The sequence below is a fragment of the Streptomyces scabichelini genome, assembly GCF_011045015.1.
GTDB lineage: Bacteria > Actinomycetota > Actinomycetes > Streptomycetales > Streptomycetaceae > Streptomyces > Streptomyces scabichelini.
Window position 1 is genome coordinate 1 of record NZ_JAAKZY010000108.1, and the last position, 24697, is coordinate 24697.

Consider the following 24697-nt stretch of genomic DNA (forward strand, 5'->3'; position numbering starts at 1 on the left):
GGGGCGCAGCCCCCGCGGATGGGACGGGTAGGGGCGGCGGGGGCGAAGAAACCCCCTGGTCACCACTGCGGCGGGCTCGCAATGGACCGCGCCAGTACGTCATCGAGGACACGCGCAGTGGTGGGCACGTCCAGCTGGGAGTTGTCGATGATGGGGAGCCCGGAGCCGTACCAGCCGGCCATGCGGCCATGGATACGGGCGACTTCCTCATCGGTGAGGCGGCGGTTTCCGGAGCGCTCGGCGTTGCGCTCCAGGACTATCTCCAGGCCGGGAAGCAGCACGACCGGCAGCAAGCCGGGACCGACGTGCCGCTTCCAGCCACCGAGGCCGACGACCGGCCGGTCCGGGAAAACCGCGTCGTCGAGGATGCACGAGATGCCGTTGGCCAGGAAGTTGCGGGCCGCGAAGCCGCAGGTACGGCGGGCGAGACGATACTGCGCCTCCGAGTGGTCGTTCCACCCCGACTGCGGGTCCGCGAAGCCCGACCGCACCCATTCACGCACGTCGTCGAGGCTGATGTGCGCGGTGGGCACCCGGCGGTGGTCGGCCCAGTACTTGGCGACGCTCGTCTTGCCGGCGCCGGCGGGGCCGATGAGCAGGACGGCGAGCGTGGTGGACGTGGGGTCGGGCGTGCCGGCGGCGGGCGGCGGGCTCGGCATCGCGACGGGGCCGCCCGGCGGCAGCTGGACGTGACCCGTGGTGTCCGGCATCGGCGGCGCGGGTACGTGATGCGGGGCGGGCGCGTGGCCCGGAGGGTGCGGGGCGGGCCCGGATGTTCCGGCGAAACCCGGCGGCGGGTTCACAGGGGCAGGACCCGCGGGAGAACCCATAGGGACACCCTGGTGACCGCCCGGCTGGTGGGGCGGCGGCAGCGGAGACCCCACTGCGTGCTGCATCCGGTGCCACTCCGTCTCGTGTCTTTTGGCTCACTCGCTTCCGGGGCGCCTCAGTCGGTGTCGAGAGCCCGACCGTGCTCAACCCTTCGGGCCTCCGCGCGCTCGCACTCTCGACACCGACGCGCCCTTCAGCTCACTCGCGGCAGGCAATTGGCGCTGGCTGCGGGACACCTGCCCCGCTCCCTACCGAACGGTACCGTCCCCGGCCGCCGTTTGGTGAACGGCCAGGGTCGGTCCGAAGTGCCCAGCGGCACAAGGCAAATCAGCCCAACCACTGCCCGAAGCGAGCTATTCGCCCACTTCGCCGTAGGCGGCGAGGAGGACGGCCGGGTCGGGCCCCTCCAGGACGGTGGGCTTGGCCAGGCCGTCCAGGACGATGAAGCGCAACAGGTCGCCGCGGGACTTCTTGTCGACCTTCATGTTCTCCAGCAGCTTGGGCCACTGGTCGTAGCGGTAGTGCAGCGGCAGGCCCACGGACTCGAGGATGGTGCGGTGCCGGTCGGCGGTCTCGTCGTCCAACCGGCCCGCGAGACGGCCGAGTTCGGCGGCGAAGTGCATGCCGACGGCGACCGCGGCGCCGTGCCGCCACTGGTAGCGCTCGTTCTTCTCGATGGCGTGGCCCAGCGTGTGCCCGTAGTTGAGGATCTCCCGCAGCCCGGACTCCTTGAGGTCCGAGGAGACCACCTCGGCCTTGACCTTGATGGACCGTTCGATCAGCTCCGCGGTGTGCGGTCCTGCCGGGCTGCGCGCCCCTTCCGGATCGGCCTCGATCAGTTCCAGGATCCGCGGGTCGGCGATGAATCCGGCTTTGATGATCTCCGCGAGCCCGGACACGAAGTCGTTGACGGGCAGGGAGTCCAGCGCGGCCAGGTCGCACAGCACGCCCGCCGGCGGGTGGAAGGCGCCAACCAGGTTCTTGCCCTCGGCGGTGTTGATCCCGGTCTTGCCGCCGACCGCCGCGTCCACCATGGCCAGCACAGTGGTGGGGACGGCGATCCAGCGGACCCCGCGCAGCCAGCTCGCGGCCACGAACCCGGCCAGGTCGGTCGTCGAGCCGCCGCCCACCCCGACGATCACGTCGGTCCGGGTGAAGCCGGACTGGCCCAGCGCCTTCCAGCAGTACGCGGCGACCTCGGCCGTCTTGGCCTCCTCCGCGTTGGGCACCTGGATGGCCACCGCATCGAAGCCCTGCCCCGCCAGGTCGGCCCGCAGCGCCTCGCCGGTCTCGGCCAGCGCCTCCGGGTGGACGACAGCGATCCGCTTGGCTCGTCGGCCGATCAACTCACCCAGTTCGCCGAGGAGTTGACGGCCCACCAGCACCTCGTACGGCTCGGTGCCGGCCGTGCCGCCGACCTGGATCCGGGTCACCGTCTGGTCCTGCTCGCTCATGCCTGCTTCAACTCCAAGGCGTCGAGGACCGCTTGGGCGACCTCCTCCGGGGCGCGGCCGTCGGTGGCGACGACCGCACGGGCGACTTCGGTGTACAGATGGCGGCGCGCCTCCATCAGATCGCGCCACTGGCGGCGCGGGTTGACGGCGAGCAGCGGCCGGGCGGCGTTGAGACCGGTGCGCTTGACCGCCTCCTCGACATCCATCGACAGGTACACGACCGGGAGGCCGGCCAGCAGCGCCCGGGTGTCGGCGTCGAGGATCGAGCCGCCGCCCAGGGCGAGTACACCCTCGTGCTCGGCCAGCGCCTGGTGCACCGCGCGCTTCTCGATCGCCCGGAAGACGGGCTCGCCCTCCTCGACGAAGATGTCCGCGATGGTGCGTCCTTCGGCGGCCACGATGTCCTCGTCGGTGTCCCGGTAATCGCAGCCGAGCCGCTCCGCGACCAGCGAGCCCACCGTCGACTTGCCCACGCCCATGGGGCCGACGAGCACGACCACAGGTCCTGCGCTCATCGGATCACCAGGTTCTCGAGGTACGAGGTGACATTGCGCCGCGTCTCGGTGACGCTGTCGCCGGCGAACTTCTCCGCCACGGCGTCCGCCAGCACCAGCGCCACCATCGCCTCCGCCACGATGCCCGCGGCCGGGACCGCGCACACGTCCGAGCGCTGGTGGTGCGCCTTGGCCGCCTCACCGGTCACCACATCGATGGTGGCCAACGCACGCGGCACGGTCGCGATCGGCTTCATCGCGGCGCGCACCCGCAGCAGCTCACCGGTGGTCAGCCCGCCCTCGGTACCGCCGGAGCGGCCCGAGGCCCGCTTGATGCCCTCTTCGGTCTGCACGATCTCGTCGTGTGCCTTCGAGCCCGGCACCCGCGCCAGGTCGAAGCCGTCGCCGACCTCGACGCCCTTGATGGCCTGGATACCCATCAGCGCGGCCGCCAGCCGGGCGTCAAGCCGCCGGTCCCAGTGCACATGCGAGCCCAGGCCCACCGGCACCCCGTACGCCAGCACCTCGACCACACCGCCGAGGGTGTCGCCGTCCTTGTGGGCCTGGTCGATCTCCGCGACCATCGCTTTCGACGCGTCCGCGTCCAGGCACCGCACCGGGTCCGCGTCCAGCTTCTCGACGTCCGAGGGCTTCGGGTAGACGCCGTACGGAGCCTTCGCCGCGGCCAGCTCGATGACGTGCGAGACGATCTCGATCCCGGCCGTCTCCTTCAGGTACGAGCGCGCCACCGCACCCAGCGCGACGCGGGCCGCGGTCTCCCGCGCACTGGCCCGCTCCAGGATCGGCCGGGCCTCGTCGAAGCCGTACTTCTGCATGCCCGCCAGGTCCGCGTGGCCGGGCCGGGGCCGGGTCAGCGGCGCGTTGCGCGCCAGCTCGGCGAGCACGGCCGGGTCCACGGGGTCGGCCGCCATGACCTGCTCCCATTTCGGCCACTCGGTGTTGCCCACCATGACCGCGACCGGGGAGCCGAGGGTCAGCCCGTGCCGGACCCCGCCCAGGAAGGTGACCTCGTCGCGCTCGAACTTCATCCGCGCGCCACGCCCATAGCCAAGGCGCCGCCTCGCCAGGTGGTCCGCCACCATGTCCGTGGTGATCGGCACGCCGGCGGGAAGACCCTCCAGCGTCGCGACAAGTGCGGGACCGTGGGACTCCCCCGCGGTCAGCCAGCGCAACCTGCTCAACGGTGCTCCTCGATACTCGCGCCCTGGTACTGCGTACTGCCTGTGCCTACGCGCGTCCTCGCGTACGGCGACGGCGCGACCGGGTGCGCGGCCCTGGCCCGCCACTTCCGATCCTCCCACGTCCGGCCCTGGGAACCGGCCGCTGGTCCATCAGGCGGACGCGACTGGATCAGGTCGTGGCGTCGTTGCGCGGCTGCTGGGGAGCGTACGCACCGAGATAGTCGGCGCCGCGCGCCCCGTCCGGCACATCGGGGATGGGCGTGATCGGGCCGAGCGCTCGTCGCAGGGCGCGTCCACGGCGCCACTTGACGACCTGGAAAACGAGAAAGCCGCCGACCGCCAGCCCTATTGCCGTGTACTGCAGCCAGTCCGGCAGGAAATTCAGCGTGGCCTGGAAGATTTCCGTCTTCCAGGAAGCCTGCGTGGTCATGAAGATTCCCCCTCGGTCCCGCCCCCTGCGGAACCGGAAAGAATCCTAACGTCGGGCGAGGGCGTGCTCCCCCGCTTTTCGCATGGCGTCCAGCGGGGCCGGCGTCCGGCCCGTCATCTGCTCGACCTGGAGTACCGCCTGGTGCACGAGCAGGTCGAGGCCGCTGACGACGGCGCCGCCGTACGCGGACCAGCGGGCGGCGAGCGCGGTCGGCCACGGGTCGTACAGCACGTCGAAGAGTGTGGCGGGGCGCTCGGGGACGGCGGAGGCGAGGGCATCGGTGGCGCCCGCCGGGGTCGTGGCGACCACCAGCGGCGCACGCAGCGCCCGCTCGGCGTCCGCCCAGTCCGCGATGCGTACCTCGACCTCCAGGCGCTCGCTCCACTGCCGCATCTCGGCGGCGCGCGCCTCACTGCGGACGTACGCGACGATCTCGCCCGGGCAGATGCGCGAGACGGCGGCCAGCGCGGAGGAAGCGGTGGCGCCGGCGCCGAGGATGGCGGCGGACTCGGCCTGTTCGATGCCGCGCTCCCGCAGGGCGGCGACCATGCCGGGGATGTCGGTGTTGTCGCCGAAGCGCCGCCCGTCCTCGGCGAACACGACGGTGTTGACCGCCTCGACCGAGGCCGCGGTGTCGCTGATCTCGTCGAGCAGTGGAATCACCGCACGCTTCAACGGCATCGTCAGCGAAAGCCCCGCCCACTCGGGCCCGAGCCGCTCGAAGAACCCCGGCAGCGCTTCCTCGTCGATCTCGAAACGGTCGTACGACCAGTCGCCCAGGCCCAGTTCCTCGTACGCGGCGCGGTGCAGCACCGGGGAGAGAGAGTGGGCGATGGGTTTGCCGAGCACGGCGGCCCGGCGGGCGTCAGCCGCCCGAGCGCTCATTGAACTTGTCCTTGAGCTTCTGGAATTCGTCATGCGTCTTGGCGAATTCGGTCTTGGCCACACCGTCGGTCGCCACGAAGTAGTACCAGCCGTCGTCGGTCGGATCGAGCGTCGCCTTCATGGCGACATCGCCCGGGTTTCCGATCGGGCCGGGCGGCAGCCCCTTGTTCGTGTACGTGTTGTACGGGTCCTTGTTGCTCTTGATCTCCGACTCGCTGATGTCGATGTTGCTCTCGTTCTTCAGGTAATTGAAGGTCGAGTCGAACTGCAGGGCACCGTAGGTCTCGGGGTTGGCGAGGTCGAGACGGTTGTAGACCACCTCCGCCATCTTGCGGTAGTCGTCGCTGGTCTTGCCCTCGGCCTGGACCAGGCTCGCGACCGTGACGACCTGGAGCGGATTGTCCAGCTTGAGTTCCTCGGCCTTGGCCTCCAGGTCGTACTCGGTGTACTTGGCCTTGGCCTGCGCGACCATCTTCTTCAGGACGTCCTCGGGCTTCATACCCTTTGCGGCGGCGTAGGTGTGCGGGTAAAGGAAACCTTCCAGCGGATCCTTGATGTCGTCGTTGCTGTTCGCCCAGTCGGGAAGCCCGAGGCTTTTGTATTCCTTCTTGGCGACGTTCGCGGTGGTGCCCTTGTCGAGCTCGAGCCTCTTGTCGATCGCCGCGTAGACCGCGTTGTTGCGCTGACCCGGCGCCACGATCATGTTGTTCTGGCTCTTGGGATCGAGCATCAGATTCACAGCGCTTTCGGCGGACATCTCCTTGTTGAGGAGATAGACGCCGGCCTGGATCCTTTGCCCCTCGGGGTTGTCCGACTGAGCGGACACGAACGCGTCGACGCTCTTCACCACGCCCGCCGCCTTCAGCTTCTGGCCGATCTCGTAGCCACCAGAGCCCTTGTCGATCTCGACCATCACTGTCTGGCTGGTGCCGTCGCCCGCGAAGTCCGGCGCCTCGCCGAAACGGTCTTGGTAGAACTGGTAGCCGAAATAGCCGGCTCCGCCGATACCACCGGCGAAGACGAGCGTCACGACCAGGCAGGCGCAGCCACTGCGGCGCTTCTTGCCGCCTTTGCCTTTGCCCTTTCCTTTGCCGCGCTTGCGGTCCGACGGGTCGTCGTCGAAGTCGTCGTCATCGTCGCCACCGCCCGCGAAGAAGGCGTGCTCGCCCTGGTCGGGTCCCGGGTCCCAGTCGGTCCGCGGCTCGGGTTCACGCTCGGCCTGACGACGGCTCGGGGGCTGAGGCGGCGGGTATGCGTCGGGGGTCCCGTAGTAGTCGGGCTGCTGACCGCCGTACGCGGACTGCTGGCCTCCGTACGGGTCGCCGGGGTCGGCGCCGTACGGGCCTTGACCCTGCTGCCCGGTGTCCCAGCCGCCGTTGTACTGCTGACCGTTCTGGTCGGGATACCCGTGACCGCCCTGACCGTGGTACTGGCCGCTCTGGTCCTGGTACTGGCCGTTCTGGTCGTGGTACTGATGCGGGTCCTGGCCGCCGTACTGCTGCTGCCCCTGGGCATGGTGCTGCTGCCCCTGGTCGTAGCCGGCCTGCTGGCCGGTGCCCCAGTCGCCGTACTGGTTGTGCTGCTGTTGCGGCTGCTGCGAATAGTGCTGCTGCTGGCCGCCGTAGGAGGACTGGGCCGCTTGGCCCTGCTGTCCTTCCCATCCGCCGTCCCCGAACAACGGGTCCTCGGGATGCCACGGTTCGGAGCCTTGGCCCCGGCCATACTCAGTCATCGATCCCCTAGAGCCGCGAGGCGGCGGTCGCGCGGCTCTGGTGGCCCGACTACCGTCCGCCTCTCTGCTGTGCGGTGGCTGTTCGAACGCCGCCGCATCGCGCGGAACGTTACCGTATCGCGATCAGATGACCACTTCGACGCCATCGCCCGGAGCTTTACCTGACACCCGTTCGGATTCCAGCGCCTGCTGGAGGATGATCACGGCGGCTGCCTGGTCGATGACGGACCTGCCCTTCTTGGACTTCACGCCCGAGGCGCGCAGGCCCTGACTGGCCGTGACTGTGGTCATCCTCTCGTCCACGAGTCTGACCGAAACGGGAGCGACCATGCGGGCCAATTCCTGGGCGAAGCCGCGGACCTTGACGGCGGCCGGGCCCTCGCCCCCCTTGAGGGAGCGAGGGAGTCCGACGACGATCTCGATCGGTTCGTACTCCTCGATCAGCTGCTTCAACCGCCGCTGGGCGGCCGGGACATCGCGGCCCGGGACGGTTTCCACCGGGGTGGCGAGGATCCCGTCGGGGTCGCACGAGGCGACCCCGATCCGGGCGTCCCCGACGTCGATGGCGAGCCGACGGCCGCGGCGCATGACGCGTTCGTCTCCGCTCACTTGGCCGTCTCGGCCACAAGGCGCTCGACGGCGTCGGCGGCCTCGCCGATGGCGGCCGGGTTCTGGCCGCCGCCCTGGGCGAGGTCCGGCTTGCCGCCACCGCCGCCGCCGAGGGTCTTGGCGGCCGTACGGACCAGGTCGCCGGCCTTGAGGCCGCGCTCGCGGGCGGCCTCGTTGGTGGCGATGACCGTCAGCGGCTTGCCGCCCACCGTCGTGAACAGGGCGACGACGGCGGCCCGTCCGCCCTGGATGCGGCCACGCACGTCGAGGACCAGCTTGCGCAGGTCGTCGGCGGTCGTGCCGTCCGGCACCTGACCGGTGACCAAGGCCACACCGCGCACGTCCTTGGCGCCCTGGGAGAGACCGGCGGCGGCCTGGAGGACCTTCTCCGCGCGGAACTTCTCGATCTCCTTCTCGGCGTCCTTCAGCTTGCCGAGCATGGCGGAGATCTTCTCCGGCAGCTCTTCGGGACGGCCCTTGACCAGCTCCTGGAGCTGGGCGACGACCGTGTGCTCACGGGCGAGGAAGTTGTACGCGTCCACGCCGACCAGAGCCTCGATACGGCGCACACCGGAGCCGATGGACGACTCGCCGAGCAGCTTCACCAGGCCCAGCTGGGCGGTGTTGTGGACGTGCGTGCCGCCGCACAGTTCCTTGGAGAAGTCGCCGATGGTGACGACGCGCACGCGGTCACCGTACTTCTCGCCGAACTCGGCGATGGCGCCCTGCTTCTTGGCCTCGTCGATGCTCATGACATCGGCCCGGACGTCGAGGTCCCGGGCGAGCACCTCGTTGATCTGCTGCTCGACGTCCGTCATCACGGTCGTCGGAACGGCGGACGGGGAGCCGAAGTCGAAGCGGAAGCGTCCCGGCTGGTTCTCGGAACCGGCCTGGGCGGCCGTCGGGCCGAGGGCGTCGCGCAGGGCCTGGTGCGTGAGGTGCGTGGCCGAGTGGGCGCGGGCGATGGCCTTGCGGCGGCGTACGTCGATGACGGCCTGGGCGGCGGCGCCGACGGTGACCTCGCCGACCTGGACGACGCCCTTGTGGACGTACACGCCCGGGACCGGCTTCTGGCAGTCGCGGACCTCAATGACGGCACCGGAGTCGACCTTGATGCGCCCGGTGTCGCCGATCTGGCCGCCGCCCTCGGCGTAGAAGGGGGTGCGGTCGAGGACGATCTCGACCTCGTCGCCCTCGGTGGCGGCGGGGGACGAGACGCCGTCGACGAGGATGCCGACGATCTTCGACTCGCCCTCGGTGTGCGAGTAGCCGATGAAGTCGGTCTCGCCCGAGTTGTCGGCGATCTCACGGTAGGCGCCCAGGTCGGCGTGGCCGGTCTTCTTGGCCTTGGCGTCGGCCTTGGCGCGCTCCCGCTGCTCCTTCATCAGGCGCCGGAAGCCGTCCTCGTCCACCGAAAGGCCCTGCTCGGCGGCCATTTCGAGGGTGAGGTCGATCGGGAAGCCCCAGGTGTCGTGGAGCAGGAAGGCCTTGTCGCCGGCCAGGACCGTGCCGCCGGTGGCCTTGGTCTCCGTGACGGCGGTGTCGAGGATGTTCGTGCCGGCCTTCAGCGTCTTGAGGAAGGCGGCCTCCTCGGCGAGGGCGACCGTCTCGATGCGCCGGCGGTCGGTGATGAGCTCCGGGTACTGCTGGCCCATCATCTCGATCACGACGTCGATCAGGTCCTGGACGACCGGGCCGGTGGCACCGAGCAGGCGCATGTTGCGGATGGCGCGGCGCATGATTCGGCGCAGGACGTAGCCGCGGCCCTCGTTGCCGGGCGTGACGCCGTCGCCGATGAGCATCACGGACGTACGGATGTGGTCGGTGACCACGCGCAGGGACACGTCGCTGTCGTGGGCGTCGCCGTAGCGGACGCCGGTCAGCTGGGTGGCCTTGTTGATGACGGCCATGGAGGTGTCGATCTCGTACATGTTCTGCACGCCCTGCAGAATCATGGCGAGGCGTTCGAAACCGAGGCCGGTGTCGATGTTCTTGCTGGGCAGCTCGCCGAGAATCTCGAAGTCCTCCTTCGAGGTGCCCTCGCCGCGCTCGTACTGCATGAAGACGAGGTTCCAGATCTCCACGTACCGCTCGTCGTTGACGGCGGGGCCGCCCTCTTCGCCGAACTCCGGACCGCGGTCGTAGTTGATCTCGGAACACGGGCCGCACGGGCCCGGGACGCCCATGGACCAGTAGTTGTCCTTCTTGCCCAGGCGCTGGATGCGCTCGGCCGGGACTCCGACCTTCTCGCGCCAGATGGTCTCGGCCTCGTCGTCGTCGAGGTAGACCGTCACCCAAAGGCGCTCCGGGTCGAGCCCGTAACCACCCTTGTCCTGGGGCGAAGTAAGCAGCTCCCAGGCGTACTTGATGGCGCCTTCCTTGAAGTAGTCCCCGAAGGAGAAGTTGCCGCACATCTGGAAGAAGGTGCCGTGCCGGGTGGTCTTGCCGACCTCTTCGATATCGGGTGTGCGCACGCACTTCTGCACGCTGGTGGCGCGCGAGTAGGGCGGCTTGACCTCACCGAGGAAGTACGGCTTGAAAGGGACCATGCCCGCGTTGACCAGGAGCAGAGTCGGGTCGTCCGCGATGAGCGACGCCGAAGGGACGACGGTGTGCCCGCGCTCCTCGAAGAAGCTCAGCCAGCGGCGGCGAATCTCAGCCGACTCCATCAGTGGTCCTCATTCCGGTTGTACGAGTACGTCGACCCCTCGACGTACGTCGGGTTCTTGCTGTACTTCGGGTCGTTGGTGTTCTCGATCGCGGCGACGCGCCTGGGGGCCGGGAGTTCGGCGCCCGGCTGGTCGTTCAGCCCGAGCACCTCGCCGAGTTCGGCCTCGCGCTGGGCCATGCCGTCGCGGACGTCGAGCGCGAAGTCCTTGAGCCGGTGGCCCGCTTCGACCGCCTTGCCCGCGGCCTGGGTCGCGAGGCTCTCGGGCGTCAGCTGCTTGAGCTTGCGGTTGACCTTGGTGGTGGCCCACACCCCGGCGGCTGCGCCGGCCGTGAACCAGAACGTACGGCGGAACATCGCTGCGTCAGTCCTTCTTGCCCCGGGTGTTCCGCTTCCCCCGCCGCGCGGACGGGACGGTGCGGCCCACGATCACGGTACGCCGCGCCTGCTTGGCGGGCGTGTCCTCACGGCGGCCGCCGATGGCCCGGCGCACGCCGTAGCCGAACGCCGCTACCTTCACCAGCGGGCCGCCGAAGGTGGACGCGACGGTCGTGGAGAGCGCCGACGCGTTCGACGTGACCTCCTGGACGTCCGAGGCGATGGCGTCGACCCGGTCGATCTGGGTCTGCGCGGAGCGCACCGCCGCGGAGGCGTCTGCCAGGAGCGGGACGGCCTGGTCGGTCACGTCCGCGACGAGCTTGGTGGTCGCCCTGAGCGTCTGGGCCAGCCTCGCGAGAGCCACCGCGAGGAAGGAGACCAGGATCGCCCAGAAGACGGCCACCAGGATCCCGGCCACCTCTCCACCGGACACTGCGCACCCGCTCCCTGGATTTCGTGCTGGATTCCGTGCTGGACATCGATGCCTGAACATCGAAAAAAGTCGTCTCCCGAGCCTATCGCGCCGGGGCTGCCGCTCCGTACCGGATTAGGCCCGGCCGTCCGCGGATGCGCGAAAGCCCGCCGTCTCCCACCGGTGAGGGCGGGGAGACGACGGGCCGGCGCACAGGTGGTGCTACGTCCGCGGAGAAGTGATCAGCGGGCGTAGTACTCGACGACGAGCTGCTCGTCGCAGATCACCGGGATCTCCTTGCGGTTCGGCTCGCGGTCCAGGCGGAAGGCCAGGGCGCGGAGGTTCACCTGGAGGTAGCGCGGGGTCTCGCCGTCGGGGGCGAAGCCACCCTCGCGGGCCACCTCGAACAGCGGCTTCTGGCGGCTGCGCTCGCGGACCATCACGACGTCGTCGGGCTTGACGCGGAAGGACGGCTTGTCGACCTTGTGGCCGTTGACCTCGATGTGGCCGTGGGTGACCATCTGGCGGGCCTGGTAGATCGTGCGGGCGATGCCCGAACGAAGGACCAGCGCGTCGAGACGGCGCTCGAGCTCGATGACCAGCGCCTCACCGGTCTTGCCCTGCGTCTTGGCGGCACGCTCGTAGGCGCGGACGAGCTGGCGCTCGGACACGTCGTACTGCGCGCGCAGGCGCTGCTTCTCGAGCAGACGGACCTTGTAGTCCGAGTTCTGCTTGCGGCCGCGGCCGTGCTCGCCCGGCGGGTAGGGGCGGGCCTCGAAGTACTTGACGGCCTTCGGGGTCAGCGCGATACCGAGGGCACGCGACTTCTTGACCTTGGGGCGGGACTGGTTCGCCATGAACCAAACACCTCGTGTTTCTTATGCGAATACGGCTTCACCAGGGTTAGGGGAGGTCGCATCCGCAGCCTGGGAAACCCGCTTCGTCCGTACGGAAGTCCGTGTGGACGGGGCGGGCAGCCGCTCCCTGGTCTGGGCACATACGTGCAGCACGCGAGTGGCCCACCGACCGCTCCGGGAGACCGGGGGGTGGTGGGCTGCCCGCGACACCGTTCGACGGTGCGCGACGCTCCTGGATCCCTCTGCCTTTCGGCGAAGGATTCCGGCTGGATGTCCCGTTCTGGTGATGCCGACCCCTTTTTGAGGTGCCGGACACGGGACGCAGCGCTTCGAGTCATCTTACAGGGTGGCCGGGAGTGGTCAGGAGCGCCCTCGGCCGAGGCGCTTCCTGGTCCACTCCACGGCGTCCGCGTAGCGCGCCTCGGCGCCGTGCCTGGTGGGCGTGTAGTACTCCCGGTCCTTGAGCTCGTCCGGGGCGTACTGCTGGGCCGCGATCCCCTCGGGCAGGTCGTGCGGATACACATACCCCTGCGCGTGCCCGAGCTTGGCCGCGCCCTTGTAGTGCCCGTCTTGCAGGTGCGGCGGCACGGGGCCCGCATGACCTTTTCGTACGTCTTCCATGGCGGCGCCGATCGCCGTCGTCGCGGCGTTGGACTTGGGAGCCAGCGCGAGGGCGATGGTGGCGTGGCTGAGGGTGAGCGCGGCCTCGGGGAAGCCGATCATGGCGACTGCCTGGGCGGCGGCGACGGCTATGGGCAGCGCGTTCGGATCGGCGAGGCCGATGTCCTCGCTGGCGGAGATCATCAGCCGGCGGGCGATGAAGCGGGGGTCCTCGCCGGCCTCGATCATCCGGGCCAGGTAGTGCAGCGCGGCGTCCACGTCGGAGCCGCGGATGGACTTGATCAGGGCGCTCGCCACGTCGTAGTGCTGGTCGCCGTCGCGGTCGTACTTCACGGCGGCGCGGTCGACGGTCTCCTCCAGGGTCTGGAGGGTCACTTCCGTCTCGCTCTTGTCGAGCGTGGAGCCGGCCGCGGCCTCCAGGGCGGTCAGGGCGCGGCGGGCGTCACCGCCTGCGATGCGCAGCAGGTGCTCCTCGGTGTCCTCGGGGAGGGTGACGGCCTCCTTCAGGCCGCGCTCGTCGGACAGCGCGCGCTTGATGAGGCCGCGCAGGTCGTCGTCCGTGAGTGGTTCGAGGGTGAGGAGCAGGGAGCGGGAGAGGAGGGGTGAGATCACCGAGAAGTACGGATTCTCGGTGGTCGCGGCGATCAGCGTCACCCAGCGGTTCTCGACGGCCGGGAGGAGGGAGTCCTGCTGGGCCTTGCTGAAGCGGTGGATCTCGTCCAGGAAGAGGACGGTCTCCTTGCCGAAGCCTCCGGTGGCGCGGCGGGCGCCGTCGATGACCGTGCGGACCTCCTTGACGCCCGCGGTGATCGCGGAGAGCTCCACGAAGCGCTTGTTGGTGGCCTTGGAGACGACGTACGCGAGGGTCGTCTTGCCGGTGCCGGGCGGACCCCACAGGATCACCGAGGACGGTCCGGCCGGGCCTCCGGCCCCTTCGCCGACCAGTCTGCGCAGGGGCGAGCCCGGCTTCAGCAGATGCTGCTGGCCCACGACTTCGTCGAGGGTGCGCGGGCGCATCCGTACTGCCAGGGGGCTGCTGGACGGGTCCTTCTCCTGGCGTTCTTCTGCTGCGGCGGTGAACAGGTCGGGCTCCACGGGGAAAACCCTATGTCACGCCACTGACAACGCCCCGAGTCGCGGTCGGACGGTCCGCTCGGCCCGTCCGTCAGCTGGTCCAGAAGTCCCACCAGCGGGTCAGGATCAGCATGCCGATGATCCCGATGTGCAGCACGGGCAGCACCCAGGCGAACTCGCCGAAGAAGCCCTTCAGCCAGTCCGGCGCGGGCAGGAACCCCTGACGGACGTTGAAGGCGGTCACGGACCAGAACATGACGATCGTGGCGACCCAGGCGAGGCAGCACCACAGGCAGAGCGAGTTGATGTTGTAGAGCGACTGGTACATGAGCCAGGTGCAGAAGCCGACGCCGAAGAGCGTGCCCGCGTTGAAGGTCAGCCAGTACCAGCGCGGGAAGGTGGCCCGGCCCAGAAGGCTCATGCCGACGCCGATCACGATGGCGTACGTGACGAGACCCAGCATCGGGTTGGGGAACCCGAAGGCCGAGGCCTGGTCGCTCTTCATGATGTTGCCGCAGGAGACCACCGGGTTCAGGCTGCAGCCCGGCGTGAAGTTCGGGTCTTCCAGGAGCTTGAACTTGTCGATGGTGATGACCCAGGAGGCCAGCAGCCCGGCCGCGCCCGTGATCACCAGCAGGAGGGCGAACGCACGACTGCCGCCCACCGACCGTGGCGGGGCGTCGGCACGTGCCTGGCCGACGGAGACGCCTTCCCTGACTGTCGTCTTGCTCATCACGCCGTTTCCGTAGCTTGTGGGGGGGGTCGACGGGCACGGTCATTGTGCCGCACGCGCGCGCGTATCCACCGTTCAATGGACATAAGGAAGTACGCACGGTCGTCCCGGAACGTTCGCTTCGACGGGACGCTTGAGGCATGACAGCGCATGCGAACGGGCTCGCGGTGGACGTACGGGGGCTGCGCAAGCGGTACGGGCACGTGACCGCCGTCGACGGCATCGATCTCGCAACCGGCAGGGTCGCGCCCGGGACGCGGGCGAGGTCTCCGTGCTCGGCACCGATCCGGCGACGGCCACGCGCGCGTGGCGCTCGCGTGTCGGCATCGTCTGGCAGGACGAATCCGCGCCCGCCGAGTTGACGGTGCGCGAAATCGTGCGGCATTTCGCCCGGTATTACCCAAAGCCGCGTGACCTGGAGCAGGTCATCGGTCTTGTCGGCCTGGAGGAGAAGGCGGGCAGCCGGATCAAGTCGCTGTCGGGCGGCCGGCGACGGCGGCTGGATGTGGCGCTGGGGGTGATCGGCGGTCCTGAACTGCTGCTTCTGGACGAGCCGACGACCGGGTTCGACCCGGCGGCACGCCGGCAGTTCTGGGAACTGATCCGCAAGCTGGCGGAGGAGGGCACGACCATCCTGCTGACCACGCACTACCTGGAGGAGGCGGAGGCGCTCGCGCACCGGCTGGCGTTCATCGCCCAGGGACGTGTGGTCGCCGAGGGCGAACCGGCCGCGCTGCGCGACCGCTGCGGCACCGAGGCCGTCGTCGAGTGGTCGGAGCCCGACGGCACCCGCGCGGCGAGCGCACGGCAACGCCCACGCGCACGGTCGCCGAGCTGATGCACCGCTTCGACGGACAGATCCCGGGTCTGCGGGTCGGCCGCCCCACGTTGGAAGACGTCTATCTGCGACTGACCGGGCAGGAGGACGCGCGATGACCACGACGCCCGTACGCACCCTCGGCAACGCCACCGCCGAACGGCTCCCCGGAGCGTGGAGGCTCGGACTGCGGCAGGGCGCTCTGGAGCTCAAGCAGTTCTTCCGCCGACGCGACCAGGTGGTGTTCACCTTCGCCTTCCCGGTCGTCTTCCTCTTCCTGTTCGCGTCGATCTTCAGCGACGACGTGGAGGGTGCGGGCATCACCGCCTCGCAGCTCTACGTCCCGGCGATGATGGCCGCCGGCATCATGTCGACCAGCTTCCAGTCGCTCGGCATCACCATCGCGATCGAGCGGGACGAGAAGGTGCTGCGGCGGCTGCGCGGCACGCCGATGCCACCGGCCGCGTACTTCCGAATGGCGTCGACGGGGATGTACACCCCGGAGAAGAACCTGCGCGACGGATGACCGAGGGGCTCCGCCCTCTGAAGCGAAGCCCCCCTGAAGCGAAAGCCCGGCCCCTAAACCGAAGGTCGGCCTCAGCCCAGCCTTGCCTCCAGTTCCGCCACGATCTCGTTCACCCTGACGGCGTCCTGCTCCCCGGACTCCATGTCCTTGAGCTGGACGACGCCCTCGGAGAGGTCACGCTCGCCGGCGACGACGGCATACCGCGCCCCACTCCGGTTCGCGCTCTTCATCGCCCCCTTGAGCCCCTTCCCGCCGTACGAGAAGTCCGCCGCGACCCCGACCTTGCGCAGCTCGTTGACGACGCCGAAGAGCACCCGGCGAGCCTCCTCGCCGAGCGGCACCGCGAACACACTGGTGGGCGCGGGCAGTTCGAGCTCGACGCCCTCCGCCTCCAGCGCGAGGACCGTACGGTCGACGCCCAACGCCCAGCCGACCGACGGCAGCGCGGGCCCGCCGAGCATCTCGGAGAGGCCGTCGTAACGACCGCCGCCGCCTACAGCGGACTGCGAACCGAGCCCGTCGTGCACGAACTCGAAGGTGGTGCGCGTGTAGTAGTCCAGGCCGCGCACGAGCTTCGGGTCGTCCTCGAAGGAGACGCCCGCGGCCGTGATCAGCTCACGCACCTCCTCGTGGTACGCCTTGCACGCGTCGCACAGGAAGTCGCGCAGCAACGGCGCCCCCACGAGCTGCTTCTGAACGTCGTCGCGCTTGTCGTCGAGTACGCGGAGGGGGTTGATCTCGGCACGACGGAGGGTGTCCTCGTCCAGGTTCAGGCCGCGCAGGAAGTCCTGCAGAGCCGCCCGGTAGACGGGCCGGCACTCCTTGTCGCCCAACGAGTTGAGCAGGATCCGGAAGTTGCGCAGGCCCAGGGAGCGGTACGCCTGATCGGCCAGGATGATCAACTCGGCGTCGAGAGCGGGGTCCTCGGCGCCGATCGCCTCGGCACCGACCTGGGAGAAGTGCCGGTACCGGCCCTTCTGGGGGCGCTCATAGCGGTAGTACGAGCCCGAGTACCAGAGCTTGACCGGCAGGTTGCCCAGCTTGTGGAGATTGGCCTCGAGTGCGGCGCGCAGCACGGAAGCCGTGCCCTCGGGGCGCAGCGCGAGCTTGTCGCCGCCCTTGGTCTCGAAGGCGTACATCTCCTTGGTCACGATGTCGGTGGACTCACCGACACCGCGGGCGAAGAGTTCCACGTTCTCGAAGCCCGGCGTCTCGATGTAGCCGTAGCCGGAGTTGCGCAGCGGCGCGGCGATCGCCTCGCGCACGGCGAGATACCTCGCGCTGTCGGGCGGGATCAGGTCGTACGTGCCCTTGGGGGCCTTGAAGGTGCTCACGGAAGTCTCTCGTCACATTCCTCGTCGAGGAGCGGATGCGGGGTCCGCTCCCATGCCGGAGGCCACCTGCCGCAGATACGGGTTGGTGGCGCGCTCCTGGCCGATGGTGGTCTGGGGGCCGTGGCCGGACAGCACCACGGTCGAGTCGTCGAGCGGCAGGCACACGCGGGCCAGCGAGTCGAGCATCTCGGCCATGTCACCGCCCGGCAGGTCGGTGCGTCCGATGGAGCCGGCGAAGAGCAGATCCCCGGAGAAGAACACGGACGGGATCTCCGCGCTCTCGGGCATCCGGAAGGCCACCGACCCCTTCGTATGGCCGGGCGCGTGCGCCACGGACAGCTCAAGACCGGCCAGCTCCAGCTGCACGCCGTCGGCCAGCTCGTGAACGTCGTCCGGCTCCCCCACGGTCAGCTCGCCCATCAGCGGCATTCCGATGGAACGGCCGAGCGCCCTCTCCGGGTCGCTCATCATGAACCGGTCCTCGGGGTGGATCCAGGCCGGTACGTCGTGCGCGCCGCACACCGGGACCACCGAGGCCACATGGTCGATATGGCCATGGGTGAGGATGACCGCGACGGGCTTGAGCCGATGCTTGTGAAGTGCGTCCTCGACTCCCTGGGCGGCCTGATGGCCCGGGTCGATGATCACGCACTCCTCGCCTGCGGCGGGGGCGACCAGGTAACAGTTGGTGCCCCAGGCCCCGGCGGGGAACCCGGCAATGAGCACGATCGTCCTTCGGTATGTCGTACGGGGCGGGTGACTGTGGACCAGAGCCTACCGGCGCTGCCGGAACCACAGCGAACCCATATACGGTACGGGTCACACGCAGGCGGTCGGCTCACAAGACGCACGCGTCCCACCTGACGTACGAGACGCATGAGGAGAGAACCCGGTGGTCAGCCAGGAACAGCGGCGGCGTCAGCTCGCCCGGGAGAAGTTCTTGCGGCAACAGCAGCGGCGTACGGCCGCGCGCCGCAAGACACGTATGCGCAACGCCGTGATCGCGTCGGTGCTCGGCGTGATCCTCGTCGGCAGCCTGGTGTCGTACACGGCCGGGGTCTTCAAGAACGACGACGACGCGTCCAACGCGGCCGCGGAGGCCACCCCGAGCGCCTCCCCCAGCAAGGCGCCGGACCCGTGTGAGAAGCCCGCCGAGGGCAAGGTGAAGCCGCTCAGCTACAAGAAGGAGCCGGCTATGACCATCGACGAGTCGGCGGACTACACGATGAAGCTGCAGACGACCTGCGGCGCGATAGACATCGACATGCCGGCCTCGCCGGCTCCGCAGACGGTGAACTCGTTCAACTTCCTGGTGGGCAAGGGCTATCTGGACCACACCAAGTGCCACCGGCTCACCACCGAGGGCATCTACGTGCTCCAGTGCGGCGACCCGAAGGGCGACGGCACGGGCGGGCCCGGCTACACCATCCCGGACGAGAACCTGAAGGACAAGCGCCTGAAGGGGGGCGTGTATCCGGCGGGCACGGTGGCCATGGCCAACCAGTACAACGCGCAGACGAAGCAGGGCCGCGACAGCGGTGGCAGCCAGTTCTTCCTCGTGTACCAGGACAGTCAGCTGCCGCCCGACTACACACCGTTCGGAACGATCTCCAAAGAGGGCATGAAGGTGCTCAAGAAAATCTCGGATGCCGGCGCCCAGCCCGTCGACCCCACGACGGGCAATACCGCGCCGAACGCGACGGTCGTGATCAACAAGGCGACCGTGGCGAAGTCCTGACCGCCAACTGCGAATTTCGGTCGCGCGGTATGCGGACAGCCGCCCCGCCGGTCGCCTATGTTGGCCGTGACGAAACTGTGGACGATGCCGGGGGTGCACCAGCCCCACGCAGGCATCATGTGGAGGAGGCGCTGTGAGCAGCGACCCGTGGGGCCGCGTCGACGAGACGGGCACCGTGTACGTGCGTACGGCCGATGGCGAGCAGGTCGTCGGTTCCTGGCAGGCCGGCTCTCCTGACGAGGCGCTGGCCTACTTCGAGCGCAAGTACGAGGGCCTGGTTGTGGAGATCGGCCTCCTCGAGCGACGAGTGAAGACCACCGACCTGTCCGCCAAGGACGCCATGGCCGCCATCGACCATATTCGGGAACAGGTCGATGCCCACCATGCGGTCGGTGACCTGGACGCGCTGCGGGGCCGCCTCGACAAGCTGGTCGAGACGGTCGAGGCGCGCCGTGAGGAGCGCAAGGCACAGCGGGCCAGGCAGTCCGACGAGGCACGGCACGCCAAGGAGGCGCTGGTCACCGAGGCGGAGCAACTGGCGCAGTCGGACCAGTGGCGGGCGGCCGGTGAGCGGCTGCGCGCCCTGGTGGACACGTGGAAGGGTCTCCCCCGGCTCGACCGCAAGTCCGACGACGAGCTGTGGCACCGCTTCTCGCACGCCCGCTCGGCGTTCTCCAAGCGCCGCAAGGCGCACTTCGCCTCGCTGGACGCACAGCGCGAGGAGGCCCGCAAGACCAAGGAGAAACTGGTCGCGGAGGCCGAGGCACTGTCCGGCTCCACGGACTGGGGTCCGACGGCGGCGCGTTACCGCGAGCTGATGTCGGAGTGGAAGGCCGCGGGCCGCGCCCAACGCGAGCACGAGGACGACCTGTGGAACCGCTTCCGGGGTGCCCAGGACATCTTCTTCGCGGCGCGCAGCTCGGTCTTCGCCGAACGGGACGCGGAGCAGGCCGAGAACCTCAAGCTCAAGGAGGAGCTGGCCCAGGAGGCCGAGAAGATCCTCCCGGTGACGGATCTGAAGGTGGCCCGTGCGGCCTTCCGCTCCATCAACGAGCGCTGGGAGGCCATCGGCCATGTGCCGCGCGACGCCCGCCCGAAGGTCGAGGGCCGGATGCACGCGGTCGAGCGGGCCATCCAGGAGTCCGAGGAGGCCGAGTGGCGCCGGACGAACCCGGAGGCACGCGCGCGTGCCGAGGGTCTGACCGGTCAGCTCCAGGCCGCCGTGGACAAGCTCCACGGCCAGATCGAGGCGGCACGCGCCGCGGGCAACAACGCCAAGGCCGACAAGCTCCAGAAGGAGCTCGAGGGCCGTCAGGCGCTGCTGGACCAGGCACTGAAGGGGCTGCAGGAGTTCGGCGGCTGAGTTTTCCCGTCACTACATAGAAGGGGCTTCCGTACGCAACGTACGGAAGCCCCTTCTACGTAGTGGCCGATCATGAGCTGGGGCGAGGAGCCTCAGGGCCTGCGCGCCGACGTCACCCGGTACACGTCGTACACGCCCTCCACTCCCCTGACCGCCTTCAGGACGTGACCGAGGTGCTTGGGGTCGCCCATCTCGAAGGTGAAGCGGGAGGTGGCGACGCGGTCACGGGAGGTCTGGACGGCCGCGGAGAGGATGTTGACGTGCTGGTCCGAGAGGACGCGTGTGACGTCCGACAGGAGGCGTGAGCGGTCCAGGGCCTCGACCTGGATGGCGACCAGGAAGACGGAGGACTGGGTGGGCGCCCATTCGACCTCGAGGATGCGCTCGGGCTCACGGGACAGCGAGTCGACGTTGACGCAGTCCGTGCGGTGAACCGATACACCACTGCCGCGCGTGACGAAGCCCATGATCGGGTCGCCGGGGACGGGCGTACAACAGCGGGCCAGCTTGACCCACACATCGTCGACGCCCTTGACCACGACACCCGGATCGGCGCTGGAGCGGCGTTTGCGGCCGCGCCCGCGCGCGGGCGGCACACTCTCGTCGATCTCCTCGGTGGCGGCCTCCTCGCCGCCGAGCGCCTGGACGAGCTTCTGCACGACGTTCTGCGCGGACACATGGCTCTCGCCGATCGCCGCGTACAGCGCGGAGATGTCGGGGTAGCGCATTTCGTGCGCGAGCGTGACCAGGGAGTCGCCGGTGAGGATGCGCTGGATCGGCAGGTTCTGCTTGCGCATCGCGCGGACGATGGCGTCCTTGCCCTGTTCGATCGCCTCGTCGCGGCGCTCCTTGGAGAACCAGGCGCGGATCTTGTTGCGGGCCCGCGGCGACTTGACGAAGCCGAGCCAGTCGCGGGAGGGGCCCGCGCCGGCCGCCTTGGAGGTGAAGACCTCCACCAGGTCGCCGTTGTCCAGAGTCGATTCGAGCGGTACGAGGCGGCCGTTGACCCGCGCGCCGATGGTCCGGTGGCCGACCTCCGTGTGAACCGCGTACGCGAAGTCCACCGGGGTCGCGCCCGCGGGGAGCGCTATCACGTCGCCCTTGGGCGTGAAGACGAAGACCTCGTTGCGGGACAGGTCGAAGCGCAGGGACTCCAGGAACTCGCTGGGGTCCTCGGTCTCCTTCTGCCAGTCGAGCAACTGGCGCAGCCACGCCATGTCGTTGACGGCGTCCTTGTCCTTGCCCACGCCCCGCGGCGCGTCCGTGCGCACCTTGGAGGCACCGGCTACGGCCTCCTGCTTGTACTTCCAGTGCGCGGCGATGCCGTACTCGGCGCGGCGGTGCATGTCGAACGTACGGATCTGGAGTTCGACCGGCTTGCCGTTGGGCCCGATGACCGTCGTGTGCAGCGACTGGTACATGTTGAACTTGGGCATCGCGATGTAGTCCTTGAACCGGCCGGGGACCGGATTCCATCGCGCGTGCACGGTGCCGAGGGCCGCGTAGCAGTCGCGGACGGTGTCGACAAGTACACGAATACCCACCAGGTCGTAGATCTCCGCGAAGTCACGGCCGCGGACGATCATCTTCTGGTAGACGCTGTAGTAGTGCTTCGGGCGGCCGGTGACGGTGGCCTTGATGCGGGCGGCGCGCAGGTCGGCCTGGACCTCGTCGGTCACTATGGCGAGGTACTCGTCGCGCTTGGGGGCGCGCTCGGCGACGAGGCGGACGATCTCGTCGTACATCTTGGGGTAGAGGATCGCGAAGGCGAGGTCCTCCAGCTCCCACTTGATGGTGTTCATGCCCAGGCGATGGGCGAGTGGCGCGTAGATCTCCAGGGTCTCGCGCGCCTTCTTCTCCTGCTTCTCGCGCTTGAGGTAGCGCATGGTGCGCATGTTGTGCAGGCGGTCGGCGAGCTTGATGACCAGGACGCGGGGGTCCTTGGCCATGGCGACGACCATCTTGCGCACGGTCTCGGCCTGGGCCGCCTCGCCGAACTTGACCTTGTCCAGCTTCGTGACGCCGTCGACGAGGAGGGCGACCTGGTCGCCGAAGTCACGGCGGAGCTGCTCCAGGCCGTACTCGGTGTCCTCGACCGTGTCGTGCAGGAGGCCCGCCATGAGCGTGGCCGGGTCCATGCCCAGCTCGGCGAGGATGGTGGTGACGGCGAGCGGGTGCGTGATGTACGGGTCGCCGCTCTTGCGCTTCTGGCCGCGGTGCCAGCGCTCGGCGACCTGGTAAGCCTTCTCGACCTGGCGGAGCGTGGAGGTCTCGATCTTCGGGTCGTTGCTGCGCACTATCCGCAGCAGGGGCTCCAGGACCGGGTTGTACGGGTTGGAGCGCTGGACGCCGAGGCGGGCGAGACGGGCGCGTACGCGGTTGGAGGAGCCGCCTGAGCGTGCGGGCTGGCCGGCCGCGGGCCGGACCACGGGGGTGGCCGGAGGCGCGGGCGCAGGCTTGGGCCGCTCGGTCTCGGGAGACGGGGCTCCACCCGCTCGAGCGGAGTCGAGAGCGGGGGAAGGGTTCGGACGCGACTGCTCTGCCGCCTTGCCGCCTGGCGCGGACTGGGCGTGCTCGACCGGCCCGCGCGTGTCGTTCTTCGCGTTGTTCGCGTTCGCGGGCGTGGCCGCAGGGCCCGGATTCTGGTCGGGCTTGGCGGCGATCAGTGGCTGGGCCTCGTCTGGCAAGAGGGCTCCTCGTGCGCGATCCGGGTCCCCCGGTCAGGCTCCGGAGATCCCATGGTAGCGATCCCGGGCTCCGGACTCGCCTTCGGCCGATGAGACGGCCTTGTACAGGAGAAACGTCAGAGGCGGGCACCGGATTCCTCCGGGCCCGCCTCCGCGGTGCCGTACGGGCGTCTCAGACCCTGAGGAGCGCCTCCAGCGGGGCGCCCGCGAGGGCCGGTTCCAGCCGGCCGCGGCCGCCGAGGAAGCCGAGCTCCATCAGGACGGCGACGCCGGCCACCTCGGCTCCGGCGCGGCGGATCAGCTGGAGCGAGGCTTCGGCGGTGCCGCCGGTGGCGAGGACGTCGTCGACCACCATGACGCGGTCGCCCGCGGCCAGGTCCTCGGCGTGCACCTCGATCTCGGCCGAGCCGTACTCCAGCTCGTACGCCTGGCTGAGTGTCGCCCCGGGGAGCTTGCCGGCCTTGCGGACGGGGATGAAGCCGAGTCCGGCCCGGACCGCGACGGGGGCGCCGAGGATGAAGCCGCGGGCCTCCAGGCCGACGATCTTCGTGGCGCCGCTGCGGACGCTGATCTCGGCCAGCGCGTCGGTGAGCGCCGTGAACGCCGCCGGGTCGGCCAGGAGGGGGGTGATGTCCTTGAACATCACGCCCGGCTCCGGGTAGTCGGCCACGTCACGGATGCGGCTGAGGAGCAGCTCTTCGATGTCTGTCATCGGCGCTTCCCGGAGGGTCGGCCGCGGCCCCGGTTGCGGGACGACGGCTGGGAACGCTGAGGGCGCGGCGGACCGACGCCCGCGGGCGCCGCGGCCGCGGCCGCGTCCTCGGGGTCCTCGTCGTCGTGCGACTCGACGGCGGCCGGGGCTTCCAGGGACTCGCCCTTCGCGGCGGCCGAGGCGCGCTTGGCGAGCACGCGCTTCTTGAGGGCCTTCATCTGCGGCTCGAGCTCCTTGAGGTCGGCGACGAGCGGCGTGGCGATGAAGATCGAGGAGTACGCGCCCGCCGCGAGACCGACGAACAGCGACAGCGAGATGTCGTTGAGCATGCCCGCGCCGAGCACACCGCCGCCGATGAACAGCAGTCCTGCGACCGGGAGCAGCGCGACCACCGTGGTGTTGATGGAGCGCACCAGGGTGCTGTTGATCGAGCGGTTGGCGACCTCGCTGTATGTCCAGCGCGTCTGTTTGGTGAGGTCCTTCGTCTGTTCCTTGAGGCTGTCGAAGACGACGACCGTGTCGTAGAGCGAATAACCGAGGATGGTCAGCAGACCGATCACGGTGCCTGGTGTGACTTCGAAGCCGACGAGGGCGTAGATGCCGACCGTGATGGTGATGTCGTGGATGAGGGCGACGAACGCGGCCAGGGCCATGCGCCACTCGAAGGCGATCGCCAGATAGATCACCACCAGGACCAGGAAGATCCCCAGTCCCTGCCAGGCCTTGTCGGCGATCTGGTCACCCCAGCTGGGTCCGACCAGCTCGGCGGCGATGTTCTCCGGGTCGACCTTCAGGTCCTCGGCGAGCTGTGTCTTGATCGAGTCGGACTTGTCCGTGTCCACGCCGGCGATCTGGATGCGCAGCCCGCCCGTGCCGAGTTCCTGCACGATCGCGTCGTGGCCGGCCGCCTCTTCGGCGTACTCCTCTGCCTGGGACGCGGAAATGCTGGTCTTCGGGGTGTTGAAGACGGCACCGCCCTCGAACTCGATGCCCATGTTCAGGCCGCGCACCGCCAGGCCGACGATGGCCGTGATGGTGATCAGGATCGAGATGCCATACCAGAGCTTGCGCTTGCCGACGAAGTCGTAGCCGACCTCACCGCGGTAGAGACGGGCGCCGAGGTTGCCGAGCTTCGACATC

General features: G+C 69.3%; 21 protein-coding genes and 2 pseudogenes. 4 read left to right on the forward strand and 19 right to left on the reverse strand.

Going from position 1 to position 24697, the window contains the following annotated elements; genetic code table 11:
- Window positions 1-59: 59 nt before the first annotated feature.
- From G5C60_RS29095 to G5C60_RS29160, 14 genes are all read right to left on the reverse strand, one after another.
- Window positions 60-896: a Pro-rich N-terminal domain-containing protein gene (locus G5C60_RS29095; protein ID WP_165263903.1), complete on the reverse strand. Its 837-nt coding sequence runs from the start codon at window positions 894-896 to the stop codon at window positions 60-62.
- 288 nt (window positions 897-1184) lie between these two features.
- Window positions 1185-2285 (reverse strand): 3-dehydroquinate synthase, encoded by a 1101-nt coding sequence (gene aroB / locus G5C60_RS29100; RefSeq protein ID WP_165263904.1) that lies wholly within the window; start codon window positions 2283-2285, stop codon window positions 1185-1187.
- Window positions 2282-2800 (reverse strand): shikimate kinase, encoded by a 519-nt coding sequence (locus G5C60_RS29105; protein ID WP_165263905.1) that lies wholly within the window; start codon window positions 2798-2800, stop codon window positions 2282-2284. The genes aroB and G5C60_RS29105 overlap by 4 nt, the downstream gene beginning before the upstream one ends.
- Window positions 2797-3981 carry a chorismate synthase gene (gene aroC / locus G5C60_RS29110; RefSeq protein WP_165263906.1) on the reverse strand — a complete coding sequence of 395 codons (1185 nt, stop codon included), beginning with the start codon at window positions 3979-3981 and terminating at the stop codon, window positions 2797-2799. The genes G5C60_RS29105 and aroC overlap by 4 nt, the downstream gene beginning before the upstream one ends.
- A 169-nt stretch (window positions 3982-4150) precedes the next feature.
- Window positions 4151-4411 carry a hypothetical protein gene (locus tag G5C60_RS29115; protein WP_165263907.1) on the reverse strand — a complete coding sequence of 87 codons (261 nt, stop codon included), beginning with the start codon at window positions 4409-4411 and terminating at the stop codon, window positions 4151-4153.
- A gap of 45 nt (window positions 4412-4456) precedes the next feature.
- Window positions 4457-5296 (reverse strand): shikimate dehydrogenase, encoded by an 840-nt coding sequence (locus G5C60_RS29120; RefSeq protein ID WP_165263908.1) that lies wholly within the window; start codon window positions 5294-5296, stop codon window positions 4457-4459.
- Window positions 5277-7028 carry an endolytic transglycosylase MltG gene (gene mltG, locus G5C60_RS29125; RefSeq protein ID WP_165263909.1) on the reverse strand — a complete coding sequence of 584 codons (1752 nt, stop codon included), beginning with the start codon at window positions 7026-7028 and terminating at the stop codon, window positions 5277-5279. Before mltG ends, G5C60_RS29120 begins: the two co-directional genes overlap by 20 nt.
- A gap of 123 nt (window positions 7029-7151) precedes the next feature.
- Window positions 7152-7616, reverse strand: coding sequence for a Holliday junction resolvase RuvX (gene ruvX, locus G5C60_RS29130; protein ID WP_165263910.1), 465 nt, complete (start codon window positions 7614-7616; stop codon window positions 7152-7154).
- Between the two features lie 17 nt (window positions 7617-7633).
- Window positions 7634-10306: an alanine--tRNA ligase gene (alaS, locus tag G5C60_RS29135; RefSeq protein ID WP_165263911.1), complete on the reverse strand. Its 2673-nt coding sequence runs from the start codon at window positions 10304-10306 to the stop codon at window positions 7634-7636.
- Complete coding sequence (locus tag G5C60_RS29140; RefSeq protein WP_165263912.1) at window positions 10306-10662, reverse strand: DUF6167 family protein; 357 nt, start codon at window positions 10660-10662, stop codon at window positions 10306-10308. Before G5C60_RS29140 ends, alaS begins: the two co-directional genes overlap by 1 nt.
- A 7-nt stretch (window positions 10663-10669) precedes the next feature.
- Window positions 10670-11116 (reverse strand): DUF948 domain-containing protein, encoded by a 447-nt coding sequence (locus tag G5C60_RS29145; RefSeq protein WP_165263913.1) that lies wholly within the window; start codon window positions 11114-11116, stop codon window positions 10670-10672.
- Window positions 11117-11337: 221 nt separating this feature from the next.
- Window positions 11338-11952 (reverse strand): 30S ribosomal protein S4, encoded by a 615-nt coding sequence (rpsD, locus tag G5C60_RS29150; protein ID WP_033324931.1) that lies wholly within the window; start codon window positions 11950-11952, stop codon window positions 11338-11340.
- A gap of 360 nt (window positions 11953-12312) precedes the next feature.
- Window positions 12313-13668, reverse strand: coding sequence for an AAA family ATPase (locus G5C60_RS29155; RefSeq protein ID WP_165263914.1), 1356 nt, complete (start codon window positions 13666-13668; stop codon window positions 12313-12315).
- 70 nt (window positions 13669-13738) lie between these two features.
- Window positions 13739-14380: a vitamin K epoxide reductase family protein gene (locus tag G5C60_RS29160; protein ID WP_165263915.1), complete on the reverse strand. Its 642-nt coding sequence runs from the start codon at window positions 14378-14380 to the stop codon at window positions 13739-13741.
- Between the two features lie 140 nt (window positions 14381-14520).
- On the opposite strand from G5C60_RS29160, the pseudogene G5C60_RS29165 reads away from it, so the two are divergent.
- Both G5C60_RS29165 and G5C60_RS29170 read left to right on the forward strand, forming a co-directional pair.
- Window positions 14521-15316: pseudogene (locus G5C60_RS29165) on the forward strand (ABC transporter ATP-binding protein).
- Window positions 15313-15669: pseudogene (locus G5C60_RS29170) on the forward strand (ABC transporter permease); the annotation flags it as partial. The pseudogenes G5C60_RS29165 and G5C60_RS29170, both read left to right, overlap by 4 nt.
- Window positions 15670-15794: 125 nt before the next feature.
- On the opposite strand, the gene hisS reads toward G5C60_RS29170, so the two are convergent.
- Both hisS and G5C60_RS29180 read right to left on the reverse strand, forming a co-directional pair.
- Window positions 15795-17057: a histidine--tRNA ligase gene (hisS, locus tag G5C60_RS29175; RefSeq protein ID WP_165263916.1), complete on the reverse strand. Its 1263-nt coding sequence runs from the start codon at window positions 17055-17057 to the stop codon at window positions 15795-15797.
- Between the two features lie 12 nt (window positions 17058-17069).
- The gene (locus G5C60_RS29180; RefSeq protein WP_165263917.1) at window positions 17070-17783 is read right to left on the reverse strand and encodes an MBL fold metallo-hydrolase; all 714 of its coding nucleotides are present in this window, start codon (window positions 17781-17783) and stop codon (window positions 17070-17072) included.
- Window positions 17784-17949: 166 nt separating this feature from the next.
- On the opposite strand from G5C60_RS29180, the gene G5C60_RS29185 reads away from it, so the two are divergent.
- Window positions 17950-18795, forward strand: a complete 846-nt coding sequence (locus G5C60_RS29185) for a peptidylprolyl isomerase (RefSeq protein ID WP_165263918.1) — start codon at window positions 17950-17952, stop codon at window positions 18793-18795.
- Window positions 18796-18928: 133 nt separating this feature from the next.
- Entirely contained in the window at window positions 18929-20158 is a 1230-nt protein-coding gene (locus G5C60_RS29190) for a DUF349 domain-containing protein (RefSeq protein WP_165263919.1), read from the forward strand.
- Between the two features lie 92 nt (window positions 20159-20250).
- Here G5C60_RS29190 and G5C60_RS29195 read toward each other — a convergent pair whose 3' ends face one another.
- The 3 genes from G5C60_RS29195 to secF all read right to left on the reverse strand — a co-directional run bounded on the left by G5C60_RS29195 (window position 20251) and on the right by secF (window position 24696).
- On the reverse strand, window positions 20251-22845 hold the full coding sequence (locus G5C60_RS29195; RefSeq protein WP_165263920.1) for a RelA/SpoT family protein: 2595 nt from the start codon (window positions 22843-22845) through the stop codon (window positions 20251-20253).
- A 172-nt stretch (window positions 22846-23017) separates the two neighbouring features.
- The gene (locus tag G5C60_RS29200; protein ID WP_165263921.1) at window positions 23018-23557 is read right to left on the reverse strand and encodes an adenine phosphoribosyltransferase; all 540 of its coding nucleotides are present in this window, start codon (window positions 23555-23557) and stop codon (window positions 23018-23020) included.
- Entirely contained in the window at window positions 23554-24696 is a 1143-nt protein-coding gene (gene secF, locus G5C60_RS29205; protein WP_165263922.1) for a protein translocase subunit SecF, read from the reverse strand. Before secF ends, G5C60_RS29200 begins: the two co-directional genes overlap by 4 nt.
- Window position 24697 lies beyond the last annotated feature (1 nt).

Bases quoted from the DNA above. Each gene is read 5' to 3' on its own strand.
- G5C60_RS29095 (WP_165263903.1), bottom strand. From the start codon at position 896: ATGCAGCACGCAGTGGGGTCTCCGCTGCCGCCGCCCCACCAGCCGGGC.
- aroB (WP_165263904.1), bottom strand. From the start codon at position 2,285: ATGAGCGAGCAGGACCAGACGGTGACCCGGATCCAGGTCGGCGGCACG.
- G5C60_RS29105 (WP_165263905.1), bottom strand. From the start codon at position 2,800: ATGAGCGCAGGACCTGTGGTCGTGCTCGTCGGCCCCATGGGCGTGGGC.
- G5C60_RS29115 (WP_165263907.1), bottom strand. From the start codon at position 4,411: ATGACCACGCAGGCTTCCTGGAAGACGGAAATCTTCCAGGCCACGCTG.
- G5C60_RS29120 (WP_165263908.1), bottom strand. From the start codon at position 5,296: ATGAGCGCTCGGGCGGCTGACGCCCGCCGGGCCGCCGTGCTCGGCAAA.
- mltG (WP_165263909.1), bottom strand. From the start codon at position 7,028: ATGACTGAGTATGGCCGGGGCCAAGGCTCCGAACCGTGGCATCCCGAG.
- ruvX (WP_165263910.1), bottom strand. From the start codon at position 7,616: ATGCGCCGCGGCCGTCGGCTCGCCATCGACGTCGGGGACGCCCGGATC.
- alaS (WP_165263911.1), bottom strand. From the start codon at position 10,306: ATGGAGTCGGCTGAGATTCGCCGCCGCTGGCTGAGCTTCTTCGAGGAG.
- G5C60_RS29140 (WP_165263912.1), bottom strand. From the start codon at position 10,662: ATGTTCCGCCGTACGTTCTGGTTCACGGCCGGCGCAGCCGCCGGGGTG.
- rpsD (WP_033324931.1), bottom strand. From the start codon at position 11,952: ATGGCGAACCAGTCCCGCCCCAAGGTCAAGAAGTCGCGTGCCCTCGGT.
- G5C60_RS29160 (WP_165263915.1), bottom strand. From the start codon at position 14,380: ATGAGCAAGACGACAGTCAGGGAAGGCGTCTCCGTCGGCCAGGCACGT.
- G5C60_RS29200 (WP_165263921.1), bottom strand. From the start codon at position 23,557: ATGACAGACATCGAAGAGCTGCTCCTCAGCCGCATCCGTGACGTGGCC.
- secF (WP_165263922.1), bottom strand. From the start codon at position 24,696: ATGTCGAAGCTCGGCAACCTCGGCGCCCGTCTCTACCGCGGTGAGGTC.